A 16,307-nucleotide genomic window follows, 5' to 3' on the forward strand; every position below is an offset into this window, starting at 1 on the left:
AGCAGCTATTTTCATCTTATTATAAAACTGTCTCGTTGATCAGCTCTTCTCGGTTCCCGGCCACTTTAATCAGCTCCATGATTTTAGATGCACCTTCACCATTTTCAAAACTGCTCATATGCTCGGCGTATACGAATCGGTGCTCATACAGCTGCATAACCGCCTTAACAAAGCTTTGAGCGGTCATTTGCTCTTGAAGCAGCAGCTTGGCAAAGCCGGCCTGCTCAAAATATTGTGCATTCATAAACTGCCCCGTGAGGCTTCCACCTCTCGTATGCGGAATAAGAAGCATTGGCTTCTGCAGCGCAAGCAGCTCCATAATGGAGTTTGAGCCTGCACGGGAAACGACAACATCTGCTATCGCGAGTAAATCCGCAAGCTCCTTGCTGACAAATTCAAATGCTCTATAGCCAGCCATCGAGAGGGTATGATCAACCTTGCCTTTGCCGCAAATATGAACGATTTGAAAGGTGGCAAGCAGCTCATGCCTTGTTGTTTTCACCATTTGGTTAATGCTGTCTGCCCCTAGGCTGCCGCCCATAATAAGAAGAACGGGCTTCTCGGAAGTAAAGCCGCAAGCATGGAGCGCACGCTGAACGTTGTCCGACTTTAAATGTTGCTTCAAAATAGGACCTGTATATACGGCTTTTGAATCGCGATAATTTGCTCCCGTCTCCCGGAAGGCCGTACACATCGTTGATGCAAACGGATAGGAAATTTTATTAGCCAGCCCCATATTCAGATCGGGTTCATAAATAACGATTGGCACCTTGTTAAGCCTCGCTGCGAGTACAACGGGAACTGCCACGAATCCACCTTTTGAAAAAACAACATGAGGCTTTCGTTTTTTGATGAGCCGGTAAGCTTGGAAAATGCCGCGAACAACTCGGAATCCATCGATTACATTTTCCCATGCCCAATATCGTCTCAGCTTACCGGTAGAAATGGGGTGGTACGTCGCTTCTTCGTAGTCAGAAACTAGCTTTCTCTCGATACCTTGCTCTGACCCAATATAATGAACATCCCAATTTTGTTCCAAACACAGCGGGATGAGTACAAGATTGCCTGATACATGACCCGCAGTGCCTCCACCAGTCAATACGATTGTTTTTCTCATGACAAAAACCCGCCATTTTGCAGCATTTTTTTTATTTCAGGTTTGCTCATCAGTACATGATCCGAATGATAATGATCGAATTGCACGGGTGTATGACCGGCGTAAGTTTCATGTAGTCCATCGATTGGGAACGGAGGCAAAATGACATAATAGTCCTCATCCAAATGAATGGAGCTCATGCTTTCGAGTTCGGAAATCAATGATTCACACATACGCTCACCAAGGCGAGCGCCTGTCTCACGGATTGGAATGTCGGATACCGCCAGCTCCTCAATTAATACCTCAGCGAGGTCCTGTATGCGGCAGCCTTGCATTCTCATGACGTAAACCTCACCACCGCTGCTCTCATCCGTTGCTTTGAGCAGCAACGATACGGCATCTTCCAACGCTAAGAAGAAACGAGTCATTCTTTTATCCGTTAAGTTAATCTGCAATCCCTGTTCAATTTGTTGTTTAAAAATAGGCACCACGCTGCCTGTCGATCCGAGCACGTTGCCACTGCGCACACATGCAAATTTGGTCTTGCCCTCTCTTAAATTAGCATGGACGATGAGCTTCTCGCCGATGGCTTTGGTCATGCCGTAGGTGCTCGATGGATGGGAGGCCTTATCGGTTGATACGTAAATGACTTTCTCCACTCCATTTTTGATCGCGGCTTGAATGACATTTTGAGTGCCAATAACATTCGTTTTCATGGCACTGTCCGGCTGCTGCTCACAGATTGGCACATGCTTTAAGGCAGCTAAGTGATAAATATAATCCGCCTGTTGGCACGCCTGCATGAGTTCATATTTATCGCGTATATCTCCAATAATGAAGGTTAACTTGGGATGATGATGAAATTCGTGCATCATTTCGACTTGAAGCGCTTCGTTTCGGGAAAAAATACGGATTTCCTTAGGTTCTCTCTCTAACAGCCGCTTTACGAGCTCCCGCCCCCAAGACCCTGTTCCTCCGGTAACGACGATCGTTTTATTTTTCAAAGCTTGTTCCTCCCGTTTATCTGAACGATGAATAAGAACAAGCATAAAGTTTGAATGTTACACCAATATGGCAAAAATCATTTACGGCATTAGGTCATGCGATAGCGGTTCTATTTACAAAAAAAATAAGCCCTCATCAGGAGAGCTTATGCTAAATTGGGATAGACTCATTTTCTCCTATACAGACGATGAACGACGCTTGCCAGGAGAATGCCGAGCATAAACCCTGAAATCGGAGCTACAACAGCTATCCCGATATAGTTGGAGCTGGACGTGAAGATGAGCTTTAACGTTAAAGTCAGCAATGTACAAAATAAAACAATTGCCCAATATACCATTTTGTGTTTTGTGGCAGCGCCTGTATAAGCAGATTCCAATTTAGCTTTATTTATAAAGCGGTATAACAGCATTGCCTCTATAACTAGACCGACGATGGATAGCGTTCGCTGAAACCATTTGTATAGCGGTATCCCGGCAATTGATTCACGAAGAACAGGAAATGTAGTAACGAACATACCTGAATAGTGCGTGCAAGCATCGATTAAAAGATGTGAATAGAAACCAATGATGACGGAAACGAGAAACACCAGCCAGCTCTGCACCGTGTTAAATTTCCATCCATGGGCGAGGCTGTAGGCTTTACGATCCAAATTCCCAAGCGCAGGCAGGTTCTTGGCTAAGGGAACTTTTACAACATAATGAAACAAATAAGCGAGCATAATGCTCAGCGGTATCGCTTGATAGATCAACCCGCCAAAGGAATGTCCGATCGTCTGATAGGGCTCAAGCGCAATAAAATATTCAAAGTCAGGAGACATACTCCCGAGAATAAGACCAGTTAAGCTAAAATAAGCAGGCTTTGCCGCTTTTAAAGGTGCAATATATAGCGGATGAGCAAAGGTGAACGGCAATTCGGCACCTCCTAATGGGTCTATTTTAAAATAGGAAGACGGTACTTTTAAAAGAAATGTAACATATAGGCCAAGGGAGGGGCATTAACATAATAATTGGGCGCTTTCCCCCCTTGTTTTAATGAGGTAATTTTGGGACAATAATAAGCAGATTGTTTGTTTCGGCCTACTAGCTAGAATAGGGCTGCTTTTTAGCAGTTTTGAAAAGAGGATTAGTTATGACTAAAGTATCTATATATGGATTAACGTTTGATCAGCTGACAGAATGGCTGAAAGAACGAGAGTATACAAAGTTTCGGGCATCACAGGTATGGGATTGGCTTTATCGGAAGCGTGTAACGGCTTTTGAGGATATGACGGATGTGAAGCAAGAGATCATTCAGCTGCTTTCCGAGCATTTTGTCATTCAAACGCTTACCGAGCATACGAGGCAGGAATCAGCGGACGGAACGAATAAATTTTTGTTCAAGCTGCATGATGGCAATTTAATAGAGACGGTATTGATGAGACATAAATTCGGCTTATCGGTTTGTGTGACGACACAAGTGGGCTGTAATATTGGCTGCAGCTTCTGTGCGAGCGGTCTGCTTGCAAAGAGCCGTGATTTAACGGGCGGAGAGATCGTGGAGCAGATTATGAAGGTACAGCTTCATTTGGATCAGGCGCAGAAGGTCGAGCATGTCAGTCACGTCGTTGTCATGGGCATCGGCGAGCCATTCGATAATTTTGAGAACCTGACAGACTTTATCGGTGTGATCAAGAGCCAGAAGGGGCTTGCGATCGCCGCTAGACATATTACCGTATCAACGAGCGGCTTAGCGAACAAAATCGTGGAGTTCGCCGATTCGGATCTACAGGTAAACCTTGCCGTTTCCTTGCATGCACCGAATGATGAGCTTCGAACGCGAATTATGAAAATAAACCGTGCGATTCCCATTGAGAAATTGATGCAATCCATCGATTATTATTTGGAGAAAACGAATCGGAGAATTACGCTTGAATATATATTGCTGAAGGACGTTAATGACCAAAGAGAGCATGCAATAGAGCTTGCACAGCTTATTGGTCATAGAGGTAACCTCGCTAATGTAAACCTCATTCCCTACAATCCGGTGGATGAGCATAGTCAATACCAACGAACGGATCGCGAAACGGTGCGAGCTTTCTATGATACGCTTAAGAAACAGGGTATCAGCTGCAGCGTTCGCCTTGAGCATGGTACGGATATTGATGCCGCTTGCGGACAGCTGCGGAGCAAACAGATCAAAAAATCCAAAGAGCAGAAATTGGGACAAGAAAGCGCAGCAGCAGCGTCCCTCTAGAAGCGTATCATACCTTTGCAGCTGCTGCTTTTAAAAGATAATCATGTGAATAATATGAGAACACCTTCTAAAAGAGGTGTTCTTTTTATTTGTTTATCCAGCCATTTTTTCTGAATATTTACAATTTCGGATAAGATGGACATACTACGATCATATATTTTTAGATAAGAAGGGTGTATGCATATGAAGAAGAGAATAATGGATGTCATTACAATTATGGTTGGCGCACTTATTTTTGCATTAGCAATCAACTTATTTGTTATTCCGAACGAGTTTGGCGAAGGCGGGGTTACCGGGATAACGATTATTTTATATTATGTTTTCGGATGGGCACCATGGTTAATGAGCTTAATTTTCAACTCCTTCTTGCTCATTGTAGGCTACCGTTTTCTGGATAGGCAGACGGTAATTTATACGATCGCAGCGGTGCTTTTCCATTCTTTATTTCTCCATTTAACAGCAAACTGGAGTATTCAATCCGATGAATTAATCGTAAATGCGTTGTTTGGCGGCTTGTTTGGCGGAGCGGGAATTGGGCTCATTATCCGCGTTGGAGGCACGACTGCAGGAACAACGATTTTGGCACGTATTGCGAATAAGTATTTGGACTGGAACATTAGCTATGCCTTGTTGTTTTTTGACTTAATCGTCGCGTTCTCCTCTTATTTCATTATCGGTGCCGAGGCGCTGATGCTTACTATTGTCATGTTATACATCGGTACCAAGGTGATGGACTTCATCATTGAAGGGGTTAATCCGAAAAAAGCAGTCACCATTATTTCCAAGGAGCAAGGCAAAATTGCTGAGCAGGTTAATGTGGTCATGGATAGAGGAGTTACCGTTATTTATGGCCGCGGGCATTATACAAAAACGCCGCAGGAAATTTTATATATCGTCATTAGCAAGCAGGAACTGAGTCAGTTGAAAAAAATTGTGAAGGCATGCGACAAAAATGCGTTTATTACGATTCATGATGTGCGGGACGTATTTGGCGAAGGATTTATTGATATTTCAAAATGATTACAGCGATTGGTATAAAAAAGAAGGTCGTGGAATTTCGCTTATTTTCGGGATATAGAGTAAAATTAAAACAAGATAGCAGATAGGAGTTGTTTAAATGTCGAAAGACGAAGTAATTTTGACGCAAGAAGGCTTAGAGCAGCTGCAAGCTGAGCTGGATGATCTAAAATATGTGAAGCGCAAGGAATTGGCTGCGCGGATTAAACTCGCGATCAGTTATGGCGACTTAAAGGAAAACAGCGAATATCACTCAGCCAAAAATGATCAGTCCTTCATGGAAACGAGAATTCTTATTTTAGATAAAATGCTGAAGAAGGCTCGCGTGATCGAAGCGAAAACCTTAGACCTATCAAAAGTAAGCATCGGTTTAACCGTCATTTTAAACGATATCGAATTTTCTGAGAAGATCGAGTACAAAATCGTAGGTACTGAGGAAGCAGATGTTGCGGAGAACAAAATTTCCTACGAGAGTCCACTGGGCAAAGAGCTGCTTGGTCAGACGGTAGGCAGCATCATTAACGTAAGTGCTCCTATGGGTGTTATTAAATACGAGCTTCTCGAAATCAGAGCATAATTCATTATCCTATAGATCATTTCATCACAGCTAATCCGCCTGAAGCGGGTTAGCTTTTTTTGACGAAAAAGGGCAGAAACGACAGCATCGTTAAAGAACCGATCGATACAAACATATTGCGACAGAAACAGATGAGAAAAGATTAACGGGCATTGGGACTATAGCTTGATGTAAACTAATACTTTGTATGGCAAAGTATTACCATGACAGTTGCAACAAAAAAACATAATCTTTGGAAGCTGTACAAGTTTCCAAAAACCTTTTCTAGGAGGAAAGCCATTATGAACTATCATTTCTTTGTAGGTAACGATAACGGAAACAGTGAGCATGATCTTATCATTGACGGCAAGCTGGTTCAGCAGCCTAATGTAAATTGTACGGTGGACGAGCTTCCATGGAGCGAAGAGCAAACACCAGAGAGCTTTATTAAGAATTTGCAGGATCAGCTGGTCGTAACCATCGATTCGCCATCAGCAAGACCAGGGATGTACTATGTCGGGAAGTTCGCTTTAGAGAGCGGAGAAGTGTTGGACAATCTGCAAATCGGAATTGATCTGAAGAGCGATATGGATTTGCCGGTTATCAATACGCTTGCCCAAATTGCGGCGATGGCTGTTCAGAAGGCGTACGAGGAAGAGAAAAAAATACCTGCACAAATCGATGTGGAAGTAGATATGGCAACGGCGCTTCCGGTTACGCAGCACACGGATGAGACCTCTGCTAAGTTTGAGAAACGATTTACGTCTGGCTTGCACCATGTGACGGTTCATTTGGGCATGCAGCGCGTAGCTGTAAAAATCGTGTTCCCGTTTGCGAAGGTCGTTCCAGAAGCCACTCCGGTTATTTTCACGCTGCAGAAGGATACAGCAGGCGGCTGGAGAGAGGGCGAAATCTTTGGAGATTTCCTTGAATCCTATGAAGTAGATAAGAAGTTCAACGGCAGTTATTTCAAAGACAAACGCATTCTTCATGTGGATATCGGAGACGGCTCTACGGAATATCCGATTACGGAGGGTAATAAGTTTCTGCGTCAATTCGTGCATGGCAGCCATCATGGCGCCGGTTATGCGATTGAAGAAGCGCTGCAGGAGTTTAACCGACTCATTCATTTGGCGGACAGCCCGCGTCAATTTTTCAGCGATGTCATCAAAAATCCTAATCATAAATACCATGCACGTGCGCTTAAGACATTAAGAAGACCGCTTGAGAGCCAGGTTAGACAAATCGTGCAGCATGTCAAAAAACAGCTGACCAAAGCACGCAATGAAATCGATCTGATTTGCGTTTACGGCGGCGGAAGCATACTTATGCGCTCAGTACTCTACGGACAGCTGAAAGAGCTGTGTACGGAAAGAGAGATGCAGCTGCTTTATATTCCTGCTGAGTACGCAGTGCAGCTGAATGCAATGGGTCTTGATGCATTTGTGCGTGGCAAAATCTATGAGGCATTAAAAAATAAAGCGGTTCAGCCTGCATAAGCTTGTTCATCAGGTTGAGGTATAATCTAACGGATTCTGGTAGGTGAGAGGTATGAAGAAAACAAAACTGCCCGGTGAAAATATAAGCTTGAAAACCAAGAAATCAGAGGATCCCTTAATTATGCTTTGGTTGAATTCACAATCGAATCTCATGGATTCTCTTCGATATTTGGTTGAAAATGAGATCGCCGTAAACGGCGTTCGGAATTTGCAAGCTTTTGTTCCGATGGAGAGAAGTCGATTGCAAGGCTCATCGACCTTGCAGCAAGGCAGCGAAATCAGTTCTCCATTAACAGGGGAGGAACAATTGTCAGCAGCGATCGCCGAAGTTAGCGCCGCTGTCACTGCTCCCATTCCTGACCCAAAAGCTTCTCCGGTTGTAGAGGAAGAAATTGATGATGATGATATTGAAGCATGGAGTTAATGGAAAAGTGGTAATATAGAGAATTACTTAGTTATGTTATGCATGACTAAGTAATTCAAAGTATTACCTAATAATACAAAACACCACTAAGGGAGGTTTGATCATTCCTTGTGGTGTTTTTTTACGTAAAACAGTTCTTTAAGTCTAGTAACCCTAGTGTATAATAGTAATATGTTCCATTTATTTTCATCATATCCGTTTAGTATATAAGACTATATAGAGGTGGGCCGTCCATGCCTTTTTTCTCACGAAGCTCGAATCCAACCGTTGCTAAACCAAAACCAGCTCCTCCAGCGCAAAGCACTGCACCTGCGCAGCCACAGCAATCATCTCAATCACCGGCTGTAAATCCTGGGCAGCTCCTGCAATTGCAGCAGACGGCAGGCAATCAGTCTACGAGTGCACAAGTAGGCGGAGCTGCGACTGCCCCTCAGAAGTCACCTAAAGATGTGCGAAAGGATGAGCTCAAAGCAGATCGTGATGCGCAGGTCACTGTCAAACCACAGCAGCTCTTTGATGGGCTTATTCAGCAAACGAGTCAGCATATACATACGTTCTTAAATAGTGATAAACAAACAGCATCGCTAAGAGCCAGTCTGCAGGCTAAAGCCAAGACGGCGGTAGAAGCGAATATCGATCAGAATGGTGTAGCAGAGGCTCATGAGAAGGCAGATGAAAAGCTTTATGCTGCAGAACATGTAGCTGCCAAAGGCATCGTATCCGATACGTTAAAGAAATATGCGAGCGATACTGTCGTGAGCAAGCTTCCATCGAGCCAAAAGAGCCTGCTGGCGAATAAGTTCATTGAAGGCTATAACAAGACGGAGGCAAGGCCTGAGGTTCCTTTAGCTAAACAAGTGTTAGCTGCGAACGCACAGGCGACGAGGGAGGCAACTGCTGAGGCTGAACGGTTGTCTAATGTATCTCTTGCACAGATTAAAAAAGATGCTGTGGACAAGGTTAAGCAAAGTGCAGCATTTCTCGATAGCAGTGTAGACGTTGGCGATTTGGGTAAGGCAGAAGTGGAAAATCGGCATCAAATGGATAGTACGCTTGTTCAGCCAGCTGTTATTAATACGGTTTATACAAATAAGCTGTATGAACCCATCAAGGAAGCTGTCGTTATGAAGCTCGGCGTAGGACGAGGCGCTTGGCGAAGATCCAAAGAACTTAATGCTTTTCGTCAGAAGATGAAAGATGCTGCGCGAGAGCAGTCGAGAACGGATATTGACAATCAATTGGACACGAATGCACTAACATCGGGCAAAACGCAGCTCGATAAGAAGTTTACCGGCATGATGGCAAAGAAGGAAGCACATGCAACCTCCAAGGGCTCTGTCGATGCAGCTATGACCACTGAGGCAGTCAATATCACGAAAAGAGTGCTGCCTGAAGGGGATATTAAGAAGCTGCTGAAAGAAGCAGCACAAACCTCAGCATATGGCGTAGCACGTACAAACGCTACGGGTGTAAAAGTAAATGAAGCTGCTTTAGTTGGTGCTGAGAAGAAAGCGATTGAACTGCTGAAGAGCAAACAAACCGAAGCGGTGAACGCTGTTCGAAGCATTACGAAAGGCGATAAAAAGGTGCCAGGCTCGAAGCCGGATGCTGCGCAGCTTACGGCACTTGCTGAGAAAACGAAGGAGCAGGTTACGGCGGATGATATAGCCGGCAAAGCCATTAAAAAAACAGTAGAGGCTCCTACGCTAAACAAAGGGCTCTTCGTCATAGGCAAGGTGCTTGATCTTGCCGCGCCGAATATTGGCGACTCCAGCTCGTTCAGCTTTGATTTGAAAATACCCGTTCATGCTAGCGGCGTCTATGTTCTGTTCGGACTGGCAGGCTCGGTAGGCAGGGAAGATAAAGAATTAACGATGGCCGCTGAAATTACTTTCGGAGCTGGCTTCCAGTCGTTTGGTTTCGACGCCAATTTCCGTGCGGGCTTCTTCCTAGAGAGTATAGGAACGGATTCAGCCGGTGTCATGAATTTAACCTCGTACGGTATGTACAGGCAAATAAGAAACATTTCCGATAGGGCAGCGGATTATCTCTGGGGTATGGGAGGTAAGTCCGGTATGGCCGAGGTCGAAGAAGCAGAAATATGGGCAGCTATGATCGAGGAAAAAGAGCTGCAAAAAGCAGGCAATCATGTTGATATTGGCTTGACCTTTAAAGGAGAGGCTGAAGCGAATGCTGGGGTAGCCGAAATGGGAGCAGCCCTTGGCTACAAGTTCTTAGGCCGCTTTGACAAAGAAGCTCTTGAGAAACAATCGCCTAACGGATTTGGTGGAGCAACGGATCTGACGAAGCTGAAGGAAAAGGCAGCAACCCTCCGCAGAGGTATGAATGTACATGTTATGGAGGCCTCTGCCGAAGCGAAGGTGAAGCTGGGCGGCAACGACATCGGTTTTGGACTCGAAGCCGCAGGTTCCGTCATCAATAATAATTTGAGATCGCTCGAAATTACAGCTAGCGGCTCTATTCCATTCCAATTCGGTGAAGATGCGGGCGAATGGGTCAAGATTGCATCTAAAGTAGCGACACCGGTAGCAGGCTCGGCCAAAAATCTCGTTGGCCTCATTACTAGCAAAGTGAAAAAGGATAAGGACATGGTGGCGAAGGGTGCAGGATCAGCTCTGGATACTGGGACGGATCTGTTATTTGTAGTTCCGCAGTTTGAAGCAGCCGGCAAAAGCCTTGCCTCAAAAATCCAAGGCGACGAAACCGTCAATGATACGATTCGCGGTTGGCTAACAGGGGATTCAAGTGCTAGCGCGATTGAACAAGGCAACAAAATAGCGCTCGCAAGCTCGCTAGATTTGAGTATCGGGTTTAGCAAAAAGTGGGATAAAGATAATAAGTCCAAAGGCTGGGAAATTGCATTGGAAGTTACGCAAACGAAGTCATTCGAAGTGGAAGCGGGCATCGTGAATGTAGCGGTAGAGAAGTCCAAGCGGCTTGGAAAACTGCAATATGAGCAGGATGCGAGTGGATCGGGATCCATTTCAGGAGAATTGGCAGGGCACGAAATAGGTTAACATTTGCTAGGAGTGATCGTAGTCATGTCCAAACAACATAAGTATACGGGAGATACAAGCATTACTACAGAGCTGCCGATAAATTTCCATACGCTGACGGGAGAGTTAGCGCCTGCTGTCTTGCGAAAAATTAATTTTCAAAGCTTCGAGGAGTCGCTTTCTTGTCAGATGATGATCGAGGTTAGCGGCCAAACTTATCAAGATATTATGGAGAACGAGTGGTTTAACTTATTCGCCAGCATGAGGACAGGCAGCAGCGCGGTTATGGATGAGAATCAGCCCGTGGAAGTTCATGTCGCGCTAAGGCCAAGCTTGACGAAGCTGGTTGCACAGCATGGATTCGATGCAGAAGCTATATTTGACAGTGTGCGCTCAAGTACGGAGCCAACGAGCAAGCTGCTGAGCTTAAATCATGCCGAGTGCTGGCTCGCGCTGGAATTAAAGCAAAGCGTTGTTTTGCCTGAAGCATTGAAGGATGAAGGCGTCTTAAAGATGGGATTCAGGACGGCGTGGGCTGCAGAAATGGATCAAGGAAATTCAGTACCCGAAGAGCCTTCTATTGCAAATGGGGCTTTGAATGAGCATATCACATCATTTCTAACGGACAATGAACTGAAATATGAGGTGATAGACGATCAACTGTACAAGCTTATATTTACTAGTAGAGGCGAAAGCTGGGTTGGTCTCATTCGGATCGAGGAGGTTCAGGATTATTGCGCGGTTTATTCCGTCTATCCGGAGCTCGTCCCTGAGCATCAGCGCCAAGAGCTTGCCTTGTTATTATTGAACGAGAACATGGACCTGCTAAGTGGCAGCTTCGAGCTGGATGATGAGGATGGCGAGCTAAGATTCCGATCCTCCTATTATGCCGGGAAAACGTATGATTCTGAGGTATTCAGCAGAATACTCGGCAATCATCTTGAAGCGGTAGAGTCTTATTTTTCTGAAATTCGTGAAGTGCTTAAACGCTAATATCATCGATAACAAAAGGGCTGTTTGCAGGAAGGGTGTACCCTTCTCGTGCAAACAGCCTTTTTTGTGTTTATTTTGAATGCTGTTCGCGGTACTGTGCAGGTGAAATGCCATACGTTTTTTTGAAGAGCGTGAAGAAATAGGTTGTGTTCAGCACGCCGACACTCTCGCTGATGACCGCAATGGAATCATTTGTTGTCGTAAGAAGCCGCGTAGCTTCCTCCAGCCGAATCTTCTTTAAATAATCATTAAACGACAGCTGCGTATGGGTGCGGAACAGCTTGCCGAGGTAGCCGGGAGATAACTGTACGGTCTCTGCTATCGTTTCAATGCCCAAATCAGACTCATGATAATGCTTTTGCAAATAAGCGCAAACCGATTCAATCAATGTATCTGTTTTGGTCGTTTGCTTCTTGTCCATCATGAGGCCGATAAGGGTACAGAAATGACGAAGCAGCGAGTGAACTTCTTGAAGCGTTTCCTGCTTCTGCAATTGGTTAACCGTATCGTAATATTCTTTGGAATATTCCTGCATAATGGGCAACGCGCCGTCAAAATCACGCAAAAGGGCGTTCAAAAGCTGATTTGCGCTAGAGATGGCTTGATAGTAGCTCATCTCGCTCAGCTGCTTCATAAATTGATCAAGTGCTTGATTGACCTTGTCATTGTGGTTTAAACGAAGCTCCTCGCATAGCTTCTTCTCAGCTGCTGCAGGGTACACACTTGCTTGCTGCATGACCTTAACAACCATAGCTTCATGAATAATAGCCTGATGTCCGTAGAAGAAACGATACTTGGCGTATTCCTGTGCCGATTCGAAGGAACGATCAATTTCATATTTGTCATTAACCGTTTCGCCTAGGCTGAACGTAACCGTAAATTTGAAATAGTTATAGATGACTTCTTGAATTTCGCCAAGGGTTAATAAGATATGCTCGGGCACGGATGGCGAATCCAGAAACAACAAAATAGCTAGTGTTTGCTCATCTACGACGATCGTTTCGTTTTTCGCATGTTTCTGAAGCAGCTCATTCGTAATATTACTGACAGAGAAGCGGAAAAGTCCCTGTTTCGTCTGATTGTTATGCTGCGCAAAATCCGTAAATCGATCGATTTGCGCGACGATAATGACATAATTCGAGCTGGTAAAATGCTCATTAATCGCGGATTGGATCATATGTGTCGCCGATAAGTCATGCAGCGTTCCATGCAATAAATGTTGAAGATAGGTTTTCTTTAGCACCGGCAAAGACTGCTTCTGCTCCAGTTCAACCATATTGGCTTGATCAATGACGTTGGAGAAGGCCTCTGAGAGCAGTGCAAATTCATTTTGATTTTGCTCAGTGAGCGGTTTTTTGTTGCCCGTGACTTCATGCACTTTCTTAATTAGACGGCCAAGCGGATTATAGAGCTTATTTGTGGCAAAGAAAGCCGTTAATGCACCAAGCGCAATAATGACCATAGCAATCAAGCCGGTAAAGGTTCGCAATACGGAAATATCCGAAATAAGCAGTCGGTAAGGCTTAACACTGACAAAATACCAATTAAGCTGGTTTGATTTCACAAAGGTGACCAGCTGTTTCGATCCGTTCACTTTAGCCTTGAAATGTCCGGCATTCATGGACGAATTCAGAATGCGTTCGATATGGGGCATCGATGCGAAGCTTTGCATGAACTGGTTCGCATCGGTATGGGATAATACAAGCCCGTCTGCATTCATGACAAATACATCATCGTTAGCGCTGCTAATCGCTTTGATCGTATTCAAAATATACTGCTCATCCACATGGATGGTGATAGCTCCTTTGTATGCAGAGGTAAGCGCATAGTTTGGACGCAAAATCGCAGTGAGCACATGTTCCGGCTTGCTTGTGCTTGGAGCGTTTGGCATACGAAGCTGGTTTGCGAACAGCTCCATATACTGCAAGTGATTGATATCCGTAATTCGCTCCTTCTCCAAATCATTTAACACATAGGTTGTCCCCGCCGTGTTCAGATACCGCTTCGTATGATCGTTATAAATGCCAATGTATTTAATGAACGGATAAGTGGACTGGATATCCAGAAGAATATCCATCGCGTCACGATCCTGTACATAATCATGTTCTTTATTCATCAGTACGGTAATGATGCGATTATTGCTTAACAAATGGTTGCCTATCGTTTCAATTTGCTCATGAACGATGCTGGAGGTATAGCTCGTTTGCTGCAGCATGGAAATGACGTTTTTGCTAATCGTCTCTTCCGTTTTGGAAGCAAAGAAAAAGTATAAGGTGCTGCTGACAGCTAGAACAGCGAGTGCGACGAGTAGGATGTAATAAATCAACATCTTGCGGTAAACGGAATAATTAAATAATTGCTTCCATTTCATCGGGCCTGTCTCCTTACTCCGTTAATAAATGAATCGCTTACATCGTTTATTTAGAAAACTTTAAAATACATCCATCTTTAATGCAACGTTCTTTCGCTATATTAGCAAAAATTGAAGGTTTAACTGATTTTTATAGTCCCGAAAAGCCTTGATTTTAAAGGGTTTATCAAGATTTTAACTATTCAGCGGCACTTGCCGCGGCGCATACTGAAATCACCGAAAACAAACAAATCATCATGAAGGGAGATGCTGCTGTGAGCAAGGCTAAAGGTCAACGGCAAAAGCGATACACTTTTTTTACCGACATTAAGCGGAACAAGGTTTCATATTTGCTCGTCTTGCCGGCGATGCTTTACACATTCGTATACGGTTATATGACGCTGCCTTATATGGTTATCGCTTTTCAAAAGTTTAATTATACAAAGGGCATCTTCGAGAGCGACTGGGTAGGATGGAAAAACTTCGAGTTTTTCTTCAACTCAACGGCTGCTGCGATGGTCACTTGGAACACGATTAAGCTGAACTTTTTATCTATTTTATTTGGGACGATTGTCGCGCTTGCATTCTCTATTCTATTGAATGAAATTCGCTCACGCGTATTTAAGCGAGTATCGCAGTCGACGCTGTTGTTCCCGCATTTCTTATCGTGGATTATCGTCAGCTACATCGTCTACAGCTTGTTTGCAACCGAGCATGGCCTTATCAACAACATGCTGGAGACGTTTGGTTTTGATCCGCACAATTGGTATTCCGATCCTAAGCCATGGACATGGATTTTGGTCGGGCTCAGCATCTGGAAAGAGACAGGCATGTCCGCGGTCATCTATTTAGCAGCGATTACTGCAATTGATGACTCCTTGTATGAGGCTGCAAAAATCGACGGAGCCAATCGCTGGCAGCAAATTAAATCCATTACGATTCCAATGTTGATGCCGACGGTATCAATTCTAACGCTGCTTGCGATCGGCAAAATCTTTTACTCCGATTTCGGAATGATCTACGCCATTATCGGCGACAATGGGATGCTTTATTCGACAACGGATGTTATCGATACGTATACGTTCCGAACGCTTCGTACATCGGGCAATCCTGCGATCGCCATGGCTATTGGATTGTATCAATCCGTCGTTGGATTTGTGCTTGTTCTATCTGCCAACTGGATTGTGAAGAAATTCAATAAAGATAGCGCGATGTTCTAAGGAAAGGAGGGAATGTGCTTGAAAAAAATAGATGTATTTCAAATCGTTAATACGATTTTTGTATTGTTGTTCGCACTGCTTTGTACGCTTCCCATCCTGCTCGTTCTCATCGTGTCTTTCTCGGATGAGGAGTCTATCCTAAGAAAAGGCTACAGCTTTATACCGGATCACTTTTCACTAGAAGCCTACAAATCGGTATTCGGCAGTAATGATCAGCTGCTACAAAGCTATGGGGTTTCCATCGGCGTAACGGTTATTGGTACTTTAGCGGCAGTCGTCATCACAGGAATGGCCGGTTATATGCTTGCCAATCGACAGGTTCGTTACCGCAATCCAATTGCGTTGTTTTTCTTCATCACGATGCTCTTTAACGCAGGCCTTGTGCCTTGGTACATGATGAATGACCTTTTAGGATTCAAAAACAATCTGCTTGCCCTTATCGTACCGACGCTAATATTCAGTCCCTTTAATTTGTTTCTCGTTCGCAATTTCATGCAGGAGCTGCCTGAAGCTCTACTAGAGAGCGCAAGAATTGACGGAGCTAGCGATGCTTATATCGCGTTTCGCATCGTATTTCCATTATCGTTGCCCGTTCTCGCTACGGTAGCACTATTTTACGGATTAGGTTATTGGAACAATTGGTTCAACGCGATCATGCTGGTCGACAAAGAAAGCTTGTACCCTTTGCAATATTTATTGTATAAGCTGCAATCCGAGATCAATATGGTGAACCAGATGCAGGGCTTGGTCACTTCCAACATAACGATTCCAACCGAGTCATTCAAAATGGCGGTAGCTATCATAACCATTGGTCCTATCGTACTGCTTTACCCGTTCCTGCAGCGCTTTATTATCAAGGGTCTTATCGTTGGAGCAGTCAAAGGATAGATATGTCGCC

General features: G+C 44.4%; 13 protein-coding genes. 9 read left to right on the forward strand and 4 right to left on the reverse strand.

Going from position 1 to position 16,307, the window contains the following annotated elements; all coding sequences use genetic code 11:
• Nucleotides 1-19 precede the first annotated feature (19 nt).
• The 3 genes from AB4Z50_RS09780 to AB4Z50_RS09790 form a co-directional block, all read right to left on the reverse strand.
• The gene (locus AB4Z50_RS09780) at nucleotides 20-1,117 is read right to left on the reverse strand and encodes an undecaprenyldiphospho-muramoylpentapeptide beta-N-acetylglucosaminyltransferase (protein WP_441878354.1); all 1,098 of its coding nucleotides are present in this window, start codon (nucleotides 1,115-1,117) and stop codon (nucleotides 20-22) included.
• Nucleotides 1,114-2,100 carry an SDR family NAD(P)-dependent oxidoreductase gene (locus AB4Z50_RS09785; RefSeq protein ID WP_441878356.1) on the reverse strand — a complete coding sequence of 329 codons (987 nt, stop codon included), beginning with the start codon at nucleotides 2,098-2,100 and terminating at the stop codon, nucleotides 1,114-1,116. Before AB4Z50_RS09785 ends, AB4Z50_RS09780 begins: the two co-directional genes overlap by 4 nt.
• 167 nt (nucleotides 2,101-2,267) lie before the next feature.
• Entirely contained in the window at nucleotides 2,268-3,011 is a 744-nt protein-coding gene (locus AB4Z50_RS09790; RefSeq protein ID WP_441878358.1) for a DUF4184 family protein, read from the reverse strand.
• Between the two features lie 218 nt (nucleotides 3,012-3,229).
• On the opposite strand from AB4Z50_RS09790, the gene rlmN reads away from it, so the two are divergent.
• From rlmN to AB4Z50_RS09825, 7 genes are all read left to right on the forward strand, one after another.
• Entirely contained in the window at nucleotides 3,230-4,333 is a 1,104-nt protein-coding gene (gene rlmN / locus AB4Z50_RS09795) for a 23S rRNA (adenine(2503)-C(2))-methyltransferase RlmN (protein ID WP_441878360.1), read from the forward strand.
• A gap of 183 nt (nucleotides 4,334-4,516) precedes the next feature.
• Nucleotides 4,517-5,353, forward strand: a complete 837-nt coding sequence (locus tag AB4Z50_RS09800; protein WP_441878362.1) for a YitT family protein — start codon at nucleotides 4,517-4,519, stop codon at nucleotides 5,351-5,353.
• 97 nt (nucleotides 5,354-5,450) lie between these two features.
• Entirely contained in the window at nucleotides 5,451-5,927 is a 477-nt protein-coding gene (gene greA, locus AB4Z50_RS09805; protein WP_076266440.1) for a transcription elongation factor GreA, read from the forward strand.
• A gap of 281 nt (nucleotides 5,928-6,208) precedes the next feature.
• Entirely contained in the window at nucleotides 6,209-7,405 is a 1,197-nt protein-coding gene (locus tag AB4Z50_RS09810) for a ParM/StbA family protein (protein WP_441878364.1), read from the forward strand.
• A 52-nt stretch (nucleotides 7,406-7,457) separates the two neighbouring features.
• A complete protein-coding gene (locus AB4Z50_RS09815; protein ID WP_441878366.1) occupies nucleotides 7,458-7,829 on the forward strand; it encodes a hypothetical protein in 372 nt (123 codons plus the stop codon).
• Nucleotides 7,830-8,062: 233 nt separating this feature from the next.
• The gene (locus AB4Z50_RS09820) at nucleotides 8,063-10,867 is read left to right on the forward strand and encodes a hypothetical protein (protein ID WP_441878368.1); all 2,805 of its coding nucleotides are present in this window, start codon (nucleotides 8,063-8,065) and stop codon (nucleotides 10,865-10,867) included.
• Nucleotides 10,868-10,891: 24 nt separating this feature from the next.
• Nucleotides 10,892-11,839 (forward strand): YbjN domain-containing protein, encoded by a 948-nt coding sequence (locus AB4Z50_RS09825; RefSeq protein WP_441878370.1) that lies wholly within the window; start codon nucleotides 10,892-10,894, stop codon nucleotides 11,837-11,839.
• 70 nt (nucleotides 11,840-11,909) lie between these two features.
• Here the strand turns inward: AB4Z50_RS09825 and AB4Z50_RS09830 are convergent, their stop codons facing one another.
• Nucleotides 11,910-14,210, reverse strand: a complete 2,301-nt coding sequence (locus AB4Z50_RS09830; RefSeq protein WP_441878372.1) for a helix-turn-helix domain-containing protein — start codon at nucleotides 14,208-14,210, stop codon at nucleotides 11,910-11,912.
• A 236-nt stretch (nucleotides 14,211-14,446) separates the two neighbouring features.
• Between AB4Z50_RS09830 and AB4Z50_RS09835 the strand changes: the two genes are divergently transcribed.
• Both AB4Z50_RS09835 and AB4Z50_RS09840 read left to right on the forward strand, forming a co-directional pair.
• Nucleotides 14,447-15,409 carry an ABC transporter permease gene (locus AB4Z50_RS09835; RefSeq protein ID WP_441878374.1) on the forward strand — a complete coding sequence of 321 codons (963 nt, stop codon included), beginning with the start codon at nucleotides 14,447-14,449 and terminating at the stop codon, nucleotides 15,407-15,409.
• Nucleotides 15,410-15,427: 18 nt separating this feature from the next.
• A complete protein-coding gene (locus AB4Z50_RS09840) occupies nucleotides 15,428-16,297 on the forward strand; it encodes a carbohydrate ABC transporter permease (RefSeq protein WP_441878376.1) in 870 nt (289 codons plus the stop codon).
• Nucleotides 16,298-16,307: the final 10 nt, after the last annotated feature.

The organism is Paenibacillus sp. 2TAB26 (assembly GCF_052115145.1).
Lineage (GTDB): Bacteria > Bacillota > Bacilli > Paenibacillales > Paenibacillaceae > Pristimantibacillus.